This is a genomic window from Arthrobacter sp. 754, assembly GCF_040548695.1.
Classification (GTDB): Bacteria; Actinomycetota; Actinomycetes; order Actinomycetales; family Micrococcaceae; genus Arthrobacter.
In genome coordinates, this window is sequence record NZ_JBEPSC010000003.1 from 357811 (window position 1) to 371394 (window position 13584).

The following is a 13584-nucleotide window of genomic DNA, read 5'->3' on the forward strand; positions in this document are numbered from 1 at the left end:
CCACCCATGCATTACGGTGCATCCACACATATGGGCACCAACCGCCACAAGGCGGCATCACACACGACAAAGGAGTTCGAAGATGCCAGAGGAAATGTCGCGAGGAAGCTCATGATCACCTATGCCCTACGACGACTTGGCGCGGGCATCGTGCTCGCGTTGCTCGTCACCCTGATCACGTTCTTCCTCCTTAGCGGCTCCCTGGAATCCGTGGCCCGCGAACGCCTGGGCAGCGCAGCCACACCGGAGTCCATCAAGGGCCTGATGACCCAGCTCGGGTTTGACCGGCCGGCTATCGTCCAATACCTGGATTGGCTCGGGTCGGTCCTGACTGGTGATTTCGGAACGTCCCTCTTCACCAGCCAGCCGGTCGCTCCGGCCGTGGCGTCCCGTCTGGGTGTCACGCTCTCCCTGGTCGTTACCGCACTGATTATTACCGTGATTATCAGCGTCGCGCTGGGTGTCTGGGCGGCGTCACGCGGCGGTGTGGCTGACAAGGTGGCCCAAGGCCTCTCCTTGGTGGGTTACATCGTCCCGGGGCTGCTCATCGCCATTGTCCTGGTGACGGTGCTGGCTGTGAACCTGAAGCTGCTGCCGGCGACCGGCTTTACCCCCTTCGCCCAGAACCCCGCAAAATGGGCGGCATCCATCACTATTCCTGTGATCGTGCTGGTCATCGGGGGAGTGGCGAACATGGCCGCCCAGGTCCGCGGGTCCATGATCGATGAACTCCGTAAAGACTACGTTCGCACCTTGCGGACCCGCGGCATCCCGACACGCTCCATCGTGCTCCGCCATGCCCTGCGGAACGCGGCCAGCCCTGCACTGACCGTGCTGTCCCTTGAATTCATCCAGATGCTGGGTGGAGCGCTCATCATCGAGAACGTGTTCGCGCTTCCCGGCTACGGCCAGTACGCATTCAACGCGTCCCTGCAGGGCGACATCCCCATCATCATGGGCATCACCTTGTTCAGCGTCATGCTCGTGGTCACTGTGAACCTCATCACCGACGTAGTCAACGGCTGGCTCAACCCGAAGGCGAGAATCAATTGAGCATCGAAGAACTCAGCATCGATCCAGGGCTGGCAGCCCCGCCCCGGAAGTCGCCGCTGCGAAGACTCCTCAAGGACCCACAGGCCCTCATCACCTCGGCCCTGCTGCTGGTCATCATCGTCCTCGGCCTCCTCACACCCTGGATCGCCCCGCACGAAGCCAATGAAGCCCAGCTCAATGCCATCAACGCCGTTCCAGGGACGCCTGGCTACCCGCTGGGCGCAGACCAGAACGGTCGCGACATCGCGTCCCGGCTCCTCCATTCGATCAACACGAGCATCATTGCAGGCCTGATCGGCGCCAGTGTTGCCCTGATCATCGGGGTCACCTTCGGTCTCATCGGCGGATACTTCGGACGGCGGCTGCGGAGCGCAACCGAGTGGGTCTTCAGCCTCATCATGACCTTCCCCGGACTGCTGCTGCTGATCATCCTCATGCCGGTCACCAAGGGCGACTACCGCGCCACCATGCTCATTTTCGGTGTGCTGCTCTCACCCGGGATCTACCGCATCGTGCGGAACCTCGTGATCGGTGTAAAAAATGAGCTCTATGTGGACGCTGCACGGGTGTCAGGCCTGTCCAACCTACGGATCCTGGGACGGCACGTCCTCTTCGTCGTCCGTGGACCCATCATCATCGCCGCCGCGTTCCTGGCCGGATCCGCGATCAGTCTTCAGTCGGGCCTCGCCTTCCTAGGTGTCGGGTCGAACCTTGTTCCCAGCTTCGGCGCGATGATCGCGGACGGTTTCACCAACCTCTACGTTGACCCGACCCAGTTCGTCTGGCCCAGCGTTTTGCTCGGCACGCTCACTGCGTCCCTCGTCCTCCTGGGCAACTCACTCCGTGACGCGTTCGAAGGCGTGAAACTGAAGCCGTCCAAACTGGCGACGCCCCACGTTCAGGCCCAAGCCAGGAATGCCGGCGATGGAACCTCAGATGACCTGCTGTCCGTCGAGGACCTGGTCATCGCTTATCCGACGCCGTCAGGTCAGCTGAATGAAGTCGTCAAAGGTGTCACCCTCAGCCTTCGTGCTGGGGAGACTCTCGGCTTGGTCGGCGAGTCCGGGTCCGGCAAGACCCAAACAGCTTTTTCCATCCTGGGCGTGCTCCCGTCCGAAGCTGTGATCGTGCGCGGCACGATCGAATTGGAGGGCCGCGGTCTTCTCGGCCTCCGGGAACGGGAACTGCGTGAGCTCCGTGGGCGGGAGATCGCCTACATTCCCCAGGAGCCCATGTCGAACCTGGACCCCTCCTACACCATCGGCGCCCAACTCGTGGAAGGAATCCGCGCCTCGGCACGGATGTCCGGCGCAGATGCCAAGGCCAAGGTACTTGCCCTCCTGGAGCGGGTAGGAATCCAAAACCCGCAACGAACCTTCGATTCCTACCCGCACCAGATCTCCGGTGGAATGGCCCAGCGCGTCCTGATCGCCGGCGCGGTGGCGAGCCGCCCCAAACTGCTCATCGCGGACGAACCGACAACCGCCCTCGACGTTACCGTTCAGGCCGAAATCCTGGATCTGATCCGGGACCTGCAGGCTGAACTGAACATGGCTGTCCTGCTCGTGACGCACAACTTCGGGGTAGTCGCCGACATCTGCGACCGGATCGCCGTGATGCAGAACGGGCAGGTTGTCGAATCGGGAACGGCACTGGAGCTGTTCCGGGAACCCAAACACCCATACACGCAGATGCTTCTGGGGTCGATCCTCGATGAGCATACTGTCCGGACTGACCCGCCCGTGCCTGTCGCGGCGGCCTCTGGGGAGAGAAACTGATGACTACGCCACTTTTGGACGTGACCGACCTCCGCGTCGCCTTTGCCGGCCGCGGCTTCCGCGCCAAGGCCATCGAGGTCCTGCACGGGGTGTCCCTGAGCATAGGTGAGGGTGAGACTCTGGGCGTGGTGGGAGAATCCGGATCCGGAAAGACCACCATCGGCCGCGCTGTCTTGGGCCTGGTGAAGCCCAGCGGAGGAAGCATCCGCTTCCGTGGAGCGGACATCACCCACGCCAGCCCCAAGGACCGCCGCACCCTGTCCAAAGACATTCAGGTCGTCTTCCAGGACCCCTACACCTCGCTGAACCCTTCACTGACTATCGGGGACACACTGAGCGAGCCGCTCGTGGTGCAGGGCGCCTCGGCCAGTGATGCACGAGCCCGCGTCCAGATGCTGCTGGACCAGGTCGGCCTCCCACGTGACGCTGGAGAGCGGTTGCCGCGGGAGTTCAGCGGCGGGCAGCGTCAACGCGTCGCCATTGCCCGCGCCCTCGCCCCAAAACCCAAACTCATCGTCTGCGACGAGCCGGTCTCGGCCCTGGACCTGTCCACACAGGCCCGGGTGATGGATCTTTTCATCGACATCCAGCGCAGCACGGGGGTTGCCTATCTCTTCGTCTCCCACGACCTGGCCGTTGTCCGGCACATCAGCCACCGCGTCAGCGTTGTCTACAAAGGGGACATCGTCGAAACAGGATCCGCGGACGCGGTGACATCCGCACCGGAGCACCCCTATACGCAGAAACTGTTGCTGGCGGCACCGATTGCAGACCCGGTGGAGCAGGAGAAGCGCCGGGCAGAACGCCACCGGATGGCCGAAATCCATCGGGAACAGAACGTCCAGGCGGGCGTCGCGTGATGGGGGCAGCGCCGATACTTCCCGGTTTCCATCCTGACCCGTCCATCTGCCGGGTCGGTGAGGATTACTACCTGATTAACTCAAGCTTCGAGTATTTCCCTGGCGTCCCGCTGTTCACCAGCCGGGATCTGCGAAGGTGGGAGCAAATCGGCAACGTCCTGGACCGCGAAAGCCAGCTCAACGTAAGCCCCGGCCTCGCCGGGGCGGGCAAAGGCATCTACGCACCGACCATCCGTTTTCACGACGGACGGTTCTGGATGACAACGACCAACATCACGGACGTGGGCAAAGGACATCTCATCGTTCACACCGAGGACCCCGCAGGCCCCTGGAGTGACCCGGTCTACACCAGTGGCGCCATAGGATGGGATCCGGACCTGTCATGGAACGAGGAAGGGCGCTGCCACCTCGCGTGGGCTGACCCGAGGGGCGGCATCGCGCACGCAACGGTTGACCCACTTACCGGCCAGTTGCTTTCGGAGACGGAGCTGATTTGGCGGGGGACTGGCCTCTCCCACCCTGAGGGCCCCCACCTGTTCCGGAGGAACGGCTGGTGGTACCTCCTGGTGGCCGAGGGCGGAACGGGCCCGGGCCATGCGGTAACCATCGGCCGCTCCCGCACGGTCACGGGCCCCTACGAGGCCCACCCCGAGGGCCCCATCCTTACTCACCGCAGCACTTCCCACCCGGTACAGAACACCGGTCACGCTGACCTGGTGGAACTCTCTGACGGCAGCTGGGCAATGGTCTATCTTGGCGTGCGGCCGCGCGGAGAGTTCCCCCGCTTCCACGTAAATGGACGGGAGACCTTCCTCGCCGGGGTGGACTGGACCGGCGAGTGGCCGGTGGTCATTCCGGATGGCCACGAGGAGCCCCAGCCCACAACATCCTTTGTTGAATATTTCGGGGCGGTCGAACTGCACCCGCGCTGGATCGCCCCCGGCGTCTCGCCGGCAACTTTCTGCCACCTCGACGGAACCGGGGGAGTGACCCTGAACGCAGGCCGCAAGCCTGAGGACCGAGAAGCCGCAAACCTGCTCGCGGTACGGGCACGGGACGCCGAATGGCAGGTAAACGTGGAAGCACCGGCCGGTGATCTGTCACTGATCGTCCGTATTGATGACGCGCACTGGGCAGGAATAGAGCGCCGTGGCGACGTACTTTCGGCCCGTGCCGTCATTGGGCCGATGGACCAAACGCTCGCTTCCAGGAACGGCATCCCCCCCGGAGTGCCCCTTGCCCTGCGGGCAGTGGGTAACCCCCAACAGCACGGTGTGCGAACTGGGCCTGACCGCCTGGAGCTGGGATACATGCAGGACGGCTTCACAGTTCTGGCAGCTATTGATGGCCGGTACCTCTCCACCGAGGTGGCAGGAGGGTTCGCCGGCAGAGTCATCGGGGTGGAAGCGCTGGCCGGGCAGGCTCGAGTGGACCGCTTTGAGTACTCAGCCGGTGCGCCTGAACCCGCCGCCACCCCCGAGTTTTGAGAGGTACAACCATGAACGAAACAACCGAACCTCCAGACCCGCTGCGTTGGGCTATCGCCGGGGCCGGAACCATATCCCGAAGCATCGTTCCTGACCTGCAACTCATTCCCGGCAACCGGGTAGTCATTGTCTTCAGCAGAGACAAAGCCAACGCAACCCGCTTCGCGGCGGAGTTCGGGCTGCCCCGCTGGACCGACGACTTCGCAGCAATGATCAGTGATCCCGCCGTTGACGTGCTGTACCTGGCAACGCCCTTCGCGACCCACGCTGCCATGGCCCGTGAGGCGCTGCTCGCCGGCAAACATGTGGTCGTCGAAAAGCCCATGGCCCTGAATGCGGCCGAGGTCCAGGAGCTGTTCGCCCTGGCCGAAAGCCTGGGCCTGTTCCTCATGGAAGCCATGTGGATGAAATTCAACCCTGCCTTCCGGCACCTCTTCGAGCTCCTGGATTCCGGGTTGATCGGGAAACCATCAAGCCTCCGGGCGGGTTTCGGCTTTCCCTTGATTGCTGATGGCGGCAGCCGGTGGGACGTGGCACGCAGCGGCGGGACACTGCTGGACCAAGGGATCTACCCCGTGACGCTGGCTCACGCGATCTTCGGCGAGCCAACAGGCATCCACGCGGGCGGACGCCTCCGGGAAGACGGCCTCGACTTCGCCGAGCACTTCACCCTGGACTTCGACGGGGGCCAGTTTGCCCACTGCGCAAGTTCCATGACCGAATTTGTCGACCCCTCGGCGTCAATCAGCGGCGCCTTGGGATGGATCACGATCCCGGGCATGTTTTGGACATCGACGACCCTTCAGGTCCACGCAGGCGCCTGGGCCACAATGTTCGCCCCCCAACCGATGGAGCACGAACGCGAAGGTAACGGGTACGTTCCCATGCTCAGGGCTGCCGGGCAGGCCATCCGTTCAGGAGCCACCGAACATCCGATACATCCCGGATCAGAAACGATTGCCGTATTCCGCACCCTGGACACCATCAGCCGGCAGATAAACAATTCCGTCTCACGAACTGAAGTCAGCGATTATGCCTGACGCAGAAGATGTGCGGTTGACCGCACCGGCCCCAAACGGCACGGCGCAGACCCCGGACCCTAAGGGCCGGGTCTACGCGGAAACCGAGGCTCCCCGTCTGCCCGAGGCGGCCGGGCCGCTGCCTGCCCCGTCCGGTGACCCGCTCGAGCCGTCCCGCCAGCCTGTATCAGGGGCGGGAACGGTCAGTGCGGGCACTATCGGCCTCCTGATCGTTGCGACCTTCGGCGGGGCTATGGCGTTGATCGTCCCGATGGCGTTCACGCTCGCGCTTCGACTCGATGCGCTGGCACCGGGCCGGCAGGAATTGCTCGGCTACACGATCGGCATTGGGGCCGTCTTTTCACTCCTTGCCTCACCCCTCACGGGAATCCTGAGTGACCGGACCCGCAGCCGTTGGGGCCGCCGTCGTCCGTTCACGGTCGGAGGGCTCGTCCTGGGGCTCGCCGCGACGCCCATCATGGCGTTCGCACCCGATCCGTTCACCCTGACAGTGGGATGGGTGTTGTGCACGATCGGGTGGGGCACCGCGGTGGGTTCGATCGGCAACTACCAGGCGGACCGGCTGCCCCTCCATCAACGGGGGAAAGTCTCCGCGCTCACCGTACTGGCGATGCACGTTTCACCGGTGGCCGGAATCCTCCTCATCGGAGTCGTCAGCAAAGAGGCCCTTTGGGTTTTTGCCATCCCTTCGCTGGTCGGAGCCGTGTGTGTGGCCTCCTTCATCATCTTCGTGAAGGACCCAGACACCCGGGGGGTGGTGTTCTACGAACCGCTCTCACTCAGGGGGTTCCTTGCAAGCTTTGTTTTCAATCCGCGGAGAGAGCGGGACTTTGCGTGGACCTGGCTGGGCAGATTCGTTTTCTTTTTCGGGCTGTCACTGACGACCAGCTTCAGCACGTTTTTCTACGCCCAGCGCCTTGAGATTGAAGTTTCCATGGTCGCCCCGGTCGTGGCGGTGGTCTCGGCAGCCAGCGTTCTCAGCGCCACCGTGGGGTCTCTGGGAGCGGGCTGGTTGTCTGACCATTGGGCCAGGCGTCGGCCGTTTATCATGGCCGCCACGGTCCTGTTCGCCCTGGGCGCCTCGATCACCGCCTTCGCGAACGATGTAACCACCCTTGTCGCGGGCACGCTGTTGTCCTCGCTCGGGATCGCGGTTTTCAGCGCGGTGGGCCAGGCGCTGGTCCTGGACGTCCTGCCCCACAGGCAGACGCAGGCGGGACGTTTCATGGCCATCACCAGTTTTTCGCAAAAGATCCCCGGGGCGATTGCCCCGTTCGCCGCCACGCTGCTGCTGTCGCTGGCAACCGCGGGAGATGAGAAGAACTACGTCCTGCTCTACCTCAGCTCTGGGGCACTGGCGCTGACCGGCGGACTCATCACCTTGCTGGCGGTCCGTTCAGTCCGCTAAGAGCAGCCAACACCGCAGCGAACCCACGACAAACCGGAACAACCGGCAGCCCCTTGTCGCACCACCACGTCCTTATCACCCAACCATTTTGACCATTCCTCAGGAGGAAATTCAGTGCTTAAGCCCCGTTCCACCACCACCCGTGAACTTGTCAACCTCGATGGCCTCTGGCGCTTCGCTCTCGACGATGCCGGGATCCGCCAGCCCTGGACAGGAACCCTGGACACGAAGCTTGAGGCCCCCGTCCCGTCCAGTTACAACGACCTCTTCACCGATCCGAAAATCCGTGACCAAGTGGGGTGGGTCTGGTATCAGCGGTCGGTACGGGTGCCGCGCGGCTGGGCAGGGGAAAGAGTGCTCCTCCGCCTGGACGCAGCCACGCACGAGGGCAAAGTGTACGTCGACGACGTCCTTGTCACCCGGCATGTGGGCGGCTACACCCCCTTCGAAGCCGACATCACCGAACACGTCTCCCCGGGCGGTGAATTCCGACTCACGGTCGGTGTGAGCAATGAGCTGACCAGTGCAAGCATTCCCCCCGGCAGCATCACCGTGACCAAAGACGGGCGCCGCCAGCAGACGTACCTGCACGACTTCTACAACTACGCCGGCCTGGCCCGCTCGGTCTGGCTCTACAGCAAACCAGAGCGCCACATCGAGGATGTCACGATCGTCACCGACGTCATCGGCGATACAGGCGTGATCGACTATTCCGTGGCGGCGAGCCATGAAACCGGCGTCCGCGTCCGGGCACTGGACGCGGCCGGACACGAAGTCGCTTCCGCGGACGGAAGCGAAGGAACGTTCAGTATTGAGGATGTCACTTTGTGGCAACCGGGGGCCGCATACCTTTACGACCTGGTCGTGGAGCTCCTCGACGATGGTGAGGTAATCGACAGCTACATGCAGCCGTTCGGTGTCAGGACTGTCGAAGTGCGCGGAACCCAGTTCCTCATCAACGGAACACCGTTCTACTTCACCGGGTTCGGCAAGCACGAAGATACAGCGGTCCGCGGTAAGGGACACGACAACGCCTACCTGGTGCACGACTTCCAGCTGCTGGACTGGGTCGGCGCGAACTCGTTCAGAACCTCGCACTACCCCTACGCCGAAGAAGTGCTGGAATTCGCCGACCGCAACGGCATCGTCGTCGTCGATGAGACAGCCGCCGTCGGACTTAATCTGGGCGTCCAGGGAGGACTCACAGGTATCGGGCCGAAGCCGACCTTCTCCCCGGAGACCTTCAACGACGAAACGCAGGCTGCCCACGCCCAGCACATCCGCGAGCTCATCGCCCGCGACAAGAACCACCCCAGTGTTGTCATGTGGAGCATCGCCAACGAACCGGCCTCCAACGAGGACGGCGCACGCGAATACTTCGAACCCCTCGTTCAGCTCGCACGGGAACTGGACCCCACACGCCCCCTGACCTACGCCGTTGTCATGTTCGCCACCTTCCAGAATGACAAAATCGCCGACCTGTTCGACGTCATCAGCATCAACCGCTACTACGGCTGGTACGTCTTCACCGGAGACCTCGCGACCGCCGAGCACTACCTCGAAACCGACCTCCGTGGATGGGTGGAGGCCTTCGGCAAACCCATCATGATGAGCGAATACGGCGCCGACACCATGCCCGGACAGCACTCCGTCTGGGACATGCCCTGGAGCGAGGAATACCAGCAGAACTACCTCGCCATGAACCACCGCGTTTTTGACAGGATCGACGCCTTCGTCGGGGAACACGTCTGGAACTTCGCGGACTTCCAGACCTCCAACGGCATCCACCGTGTGGACGGCAACCGAAAAGGCGTCTTCACCCGCGACCGTAAACCAAAAGCCTCGGCACACGCACTGCGTGCCCGCTGGACCGGCCTCGGCGGGATCAAACCCTCCGTCAATGAGGCAGCCATCCTCCTGGACGGGCAAACGGAAAGCCGCCCCGTCCCTGCCCTCGAGGGAGCGAAATGACCGACACCATCAAACCGCTGACCGGCTCGCGCTCCATCCGGGAATGGCTGGACCATCCGGTCGGTGGTCCCCTGCTGCGGGGAATGCTCACCGACGCCGGACAGGACGAAGCAGCCCTGACACCGATCGGACACTTCGCCCTCCAGCAACTGGTCGAACTCGGTGCCGGCCAGTTCCCCCAATCACGCCTGGACCACCTGGTGCTCGAAGCCAACGGGGGAGTGGCCCCAGGCGAGGACACTGAGGTCGATCAGGCCGGTGCCCAGACAGGGCCCTGGGCGGAGCGCATCTCGGCGGGACGATTTGAAGGCCAGACTGTTATTGTCACGGGCGCGGCCTCCGGCATCGGCCGGGCCACCGCCTCCAGGATCGTCCGGGAAGGCGGTCGGGTCATCGCGGTGGACATCGCCGCTGACCGGCTGGAGGCACTGGTCACAGCCCACCCGCAGGCAGAAATAGTTGCGGTGCAGGCCGACATCACCAGGGACGACGACATCGCCCGGATCGTGGAAGCAGCCGGGACCCGGATTGACGCGTTGGCAAACGTCGCCGGGATCATGGATGACATGACCCCGCTGCACGAGGTCTCCGATGCCGTGTGGAGCAGGGTGTTCGCGGTCAACGTCGATGGGATGTTCCGCCTGACCCGCGCCGTCCTTCCCTCCATGATCACGGCCGGACGGGGCTCCATCGTCAACGTTGCCTCGGAGGCTGCCCTGCGCGGGAACTCCGCTGGACTGGCCTACACGGCCTCCAAACACGCCGTTCTCGGCATGACCCGCAGCACCGCATTCATGTACGCACCGCAAGGTATCCGTGTGAATGCGGTCGCCCCCGGACCCGTAGCTACAGGCATTGAGGCGAACTTCAGTTCGGAACTGGGCGCAAAGCGGCTGGGACCGTTCATGCAGATGATCCCCCCGGTGGCAGAGGCCGCACAGCTGGCCGCTTCCATCACTTTCCTGCTCAGCAATGACGGAACGAACGTCTCGGGGGCCGTCCTGCCCTCAGACGGTGCCTGGTCAGTTCAGTGAGTACACACGGTTAGGCACTCCGGGGGAGGGGCTGGCATACCGGCCGACCCCTTTCCCGGAGCGGCATAAAAGGCTTGGACGGAGGAGATGGGTGTGTTCCGTCGATTCCGTGTTCGCGATTACGAGGAGTTCCTCATGTATGAAACCTTCTGCTGTCACTCCGTCACCATCAGCGTGAGGGACAAGGATGGTCTGGACGTAAGTCTTGACCAGGCCGTGACCCACACCATGAAAAAACGCGCTCAAGGAACGCAGACGCGGCATCCTTGTCATTCAGGAGGCGCCCGGTCGACTCAGCGTGGCCCTCACCGAGGACGTTCCTTTCGGCATAATGAGAGAACGTCCATCCTGGCGCGCCCGATGATCAGGTGTTGGGTGAACACAAAGCAAGGACACTAAGGGTGACGGCCGGACTGGATATGTGGCAGCCCGAGGACGATTGGACCCTGCTTGTTGGCCTGAGGATCGAGATTCACGAACAGGGAAGGATCCTCGATGGAGGCCGTGTGGAGGACGTGACAACGAACGGGCATGTCCTCTGGCTGGAAATGGACGGGCCGAGGTGCCGCCGCATTATTGAGAAGAGCCCTGTACGACACGTGAGGGTCCTTTGAGGGAGCGCCACTTCCGGGATAATGCGAGCACCTGCACGTCGAGGAACGGGGGCGGGTCCGTAGCCAGGAGGGGGTTACCAGCCATTGGGTCCGGCATGCACGTGCCATACATGATTCCCCCTCAGCCGTCAACGGGGAATCCGGCGCTTACCCGTCCTGGGGCGAGGCGATGAGCCGCATCAGCGTCTCCATGATGTGCAGCGTAGGCCGCTCGGGATCGAGAAGATACTGTATCCGGAGTCCGTCAGTCATCGCCATCACCATCGTCACCTTGTCAGCGGCGCTGAGTTCCTCGCTGTCCTGAGTGGTGGCAAGGCGTTTGGTGGTGAAATGCTGGCGCATTCTCTCGCGTCGGGCGATGAAGAAATCGTGTGCCGGGTGGCTGGGATTCGTTGCCGCGATCGTGATGGCCAGCCAATTACGCAGGTGTTCGGGATGCGCGAATTCCTCCTGGAGAACGCCGCTCAGAACCCGTTCCTTAGGCACTTTTGATTCAATGATGCTGCGGGCGAGGTCCAAATCGTCGGCGTCGCGTTGGGCGAGGGCGGCCAGGAGGAGATCATCTTTCGTGGCGAAATGCCGGAGCAGCGCGGCGTGGGTCACGTTCGCCCGGGCGGCAATGTCCCGAAGGGAAGCACGCTCATAGCCGTGCTCGGCGAAACTCGCTAAAGCGGCACGCACGATCTCCGCACGCCGCGCCGGAGTCGACGCGTAAGGGCCGCGGCGCCGCGTGGCGGTCTTCTTCCCGGCGTCTGTTTCGGAAGTGGTGGTCACAGGAATGGTCCTTTGTGTCTGCCGGCAGAGCGGCGCAAGCGCGTCTTGCCAATTGTAACCATGATGGCTACTATTCTGAACAGTAACCACAGTGGTTACTGTTTACTGGGTGCGGCTTCCGCCCGCCTGTCCGTCTGCGATGCGAGCAGGCGAAGAGCCACCCGATAAAGGAGTCATTGGTGACTACGAACGAGCGTGAGGCCACAGGCCTTGTAGACGGCATCGCCGCAGCCCAGCCGGTGCCAGGTAACCAGCCCCCCACAGGTGAGGCGGAGAACACTGCTGCGGCCAATGCCGGGGAGCCCCAGTCACCCGTGAGTCGGAGCTATATTTTTTGGCTGATGCTGGCCAGCTTTGGGGCATCGATGGCCATGATGGTGCCGCTGTCCTACGGCATCGCGGTGCGGATTACAGAACTGGCCCCGGGTCAGGAGGAGATCCTCGGATATATCACCGGCACTGCCCAGCTGATCTACCTTGTCCTCAGTCCAATGGTGGGCATCTGGAGCGACCGCATGCGCTCCAGGTTTGGGCGGCGCACCCCGTTCATCTTCCTGGGCACGGCGATTGGCCTGGCCGGGCTGATCGTGATGGGCTCGGCTCCGAACCTGCTGATTGTGGGCGCAGGCTGGGTCCTGGGCATGACGGGATGGTCCATTTCCGGTGCGGCCATTCAGAACCTGATGGCCGATAAGCTGCCCGAGCAGCAGCGCGGCCGGGTCTCCGCACTCACCGGGCTGATGACACAGATCGCGCCCGTCCTGGGCATCGGAATCGCTTATGCGGTGTCGTCGAACACGCTGCTGGTCTTCGTTGTGCCCGGTGTCATCGGCGCCGTGCTCCTGGCGCTGTTCCCGCTCATCAAGCCCGAGGGCAGCTCCAAGGATCTCGTCGTCCATTCGGACGTCACGGCGAAGTCGCTGGTTGCCAGCTACGGCTTCAATGTGCGCAAGTACCCCAACTTCGCCTGGAACTGGCTGGGCCGGTTCGTGTTCTTCATGGGCCTGTACTTCAACACCACCTTCGGCACCTTTTTCTACGCCCAGCGCCTCGAGCTCCCGGTCCGGGAGGTCGCCGGGGTTGTTGCGACCATCGGCATGCTGGGCGTCGTCGCGGCCGCCGGGGGAGCGCTGCTGGGCGGGTTCCTGTCGGACAAACTCAAGCGCCGGCGCCTGTTCGTGCTCATCGCTGCGGTTCTCTTCGTCGCAGGAGCGGTAGCCGAGGCCTTCGCGTGGTCCTTGCCCCAGCTGATCCTCGGCGCGGTTCTTATGCAGACGGCCATCGCGGTGTTCGCGACAGTGGATCAGGCCATCATCTTCGCCATTCTCCCGAACCGTACCGAGACCGGGCGCTACATGGCCGTCGTGGCCTTCGCGCAGAAAATTCCCAGCGCCGTCGCCCCACTCATCGCATCCCTGATCATCACGTTGGGCGCCGTGGGAGCGGAGAAGAACTACACACTCCTGTACCTTTCCGGCGCTGTCCTTGCCCTCCTGGGCGGCTTGGTCATCGCGTCCAAGGTCAAATCAATCCGTTAGAAGCGCCGCCGCACCACAGGAAGAAGG

General features: G+C 63.3%; 10 protein-coding genes. 9 read left to right on the forward strand and 1 reads right to left on the reverse strand.

The features are described from left to right. Positions 1–111 precede the first annotated feature (111 nt). From ABIA70_RS11120 to ABIA70_RS11155, 8 genes are all read left to right on the forward strand, one after another. Positions 112–1053 carry an ABC transporter permease gene (locus tag ABIA70_RS11120; protein ID WP_354147618.1) on the forward strand — a complete coding sequence of 314 codons (942 nt, stop codon included), beginning with the start codon at positions 112–114 and terminating at the stop codon, positions 1051–1053. Then, positions 1050–2831, forward strand: coding sequence for a dipeptide/oligopeptide/nickel ABC transporter permease/ATP-binding protein (locus ABIA70_RS11125; RefSeq protein WP_354147619.1), 1782 nt, complete (start codon positions 1050–1052; stop codon positions 2829–2831). The genes ABIA70_RS11120 and ABIA70_RS11125 overlap by 4 nt, the downstream gene beginning before the upstream one ends. Further along, positions 2831–3691 carry an ATP-binding cassette domain-containing protein gene (locus ABIA70_RS11130; RefSeq protein ID WP_354147620.1) on the forward strand — a complete coding sequence of 287 codons (861 nt, stop codon included), beginning with the start codon at positions 2831–2833 and terminating at the stop codon, positions 3689–3691. The genes ABIA70_RS11125 and ABIA70_RS11130 overlap by 1 nt, the downstream gene beginning before the upstream one ends. After that, entirely contained in the window at positions 3691–5178 is a 1488-nt protein-coding gene (locus tag ABIA70_RS11135; protein WP_354147621.1) for a glycoside hydrolase family 43 protein, read from the forward strand. Before ABIA70_RS11130 ends, ABIA70_RS11135 begins: the two co-directional genes overlap by 1 nt. 11 nt (positions 5179–5189) lie before the next feature. Further along, positions 5190–6218, forward strand: a complete 1029-nt coding sequence (locus ABIA70_RS11140) for a Gfo/Idh/MocA family protein (RefSeq protein ID WP_354147622.1) — start codon at positions 5190–5192, stop codon at positions 6216–6218. Then, positions 6211–7626, forward strand: a complete 1416-nt coding sequence (locus ABIA70_RS11145; protein WP_354147623.1) for an MFS transporter — start codon at positions 6211–6213, stop codon at positions 7624–7626. The genes ABIA70_RS11140 and ABIA70_RS11145 overlap by 8 nt, the downstream gene beginning before the upstream one ends. Before the next feature lie 114 nt (positions 7627–7740). After that, positions 7741–9597 (forward strand): beta-glucuronidase, encoded by a 1857-nt coding sequence (gene uidA / locus ABIA70_RS11150; RefSeq protein WP_354147624.1) that lies wholly within the window; start codon positions 7741–7743, stop codon positions 9595–9597. Further along, positions 9594–10631, forward strand: a complete 1038-nt coding sequence (locus tag ABIA70_RS11155; RefSeq protein WP_354147625.1) for an SDR family NAD(P)-dependent oxidoreductase — start codon at positions 9594–9596, stop codon at positions 10629–10631. Before uidA ends, ABIA70_RS11155 begins: the two co-directional genes overlap by 4 nt. A 761-nt stretch (positions 10632–11392) precedes the next feature. Here the strand turns inward: ABIA70_RS11155 and ABIA70_RS11160 are convergent. Beyond that, positions 11393–12019 (reverse strand): TetR/AcrR family transcriptional regulator, encoded by a 627-nt coding sequence (locus ABIA70_RS11160; RefSeq protein WP_354147626.1) that lies wholly within the window; start codon positions 12017–12019, stop codon positions 11393–11395. A gap of 179 nt (positions 12020–12198) precedes the next feature. Here ABIA70_RS11160 and ABIA70_RS11165 point away from each other — a divergent pair, with 179 nt between their 5' ends. After that, complete coding sequence (locus ABIA70_RS11165) at positions 12199–13557, forward strand: MFS transporter (RefSeq protein WP_354147627.1); 1359 nt, start codon at positions 12199–12201, stop codon at positions 13555–13557. The last annotated feature ends 27 nt before the right edge of the window (positions 13558–13584 follow it).

Bases quoted from the DNA above. Each gene is read 5' to 3' on its own strand.
- ABIA70_RS11155 (WP_354147625.1), top strand. From the start codon at position 9,594: ATGACCGACACCATCAAACCGCTGACCGGCTCGCGCTCCATCCGGGAA.
- ABIA70_RS11120 (WP_354147618.1), top strand. From the start codon at position 112: ATGATCACCTATGCCCTACGACGACTTGGCGCGGGCATCGTGCTCGCG.
- ABIA70_RS11135 (WP_354147621.1), top strand. From the start codon at position 3,691: ATGGGGGCAGCGCCGATACTTCCCGGTTTCCATCCTGACCCGTCCATC.
- ABIA70_RS11145 (WP_354147623.1), top strand. From the start codon at position 6,211: ATGCCTGACGCAGAAGATGTGCGGTTGACCGCACCGGCCCCAAACGGC.
- ABIA70_RS11140 (WP_354147622.1), top strand. From the start codon at position 5,190: ATGAACGAAACAACCGAACCTCCAGACCCGCTGCGTTGGGCTATCGCC.
- ABIA70_RS11130 (WP_354147620.1), top strand. From the start codon at position 2,831: ATGACTACGCCACTTTTGGACGTGACCGACCTCCGCGTCGCCTTTGCC.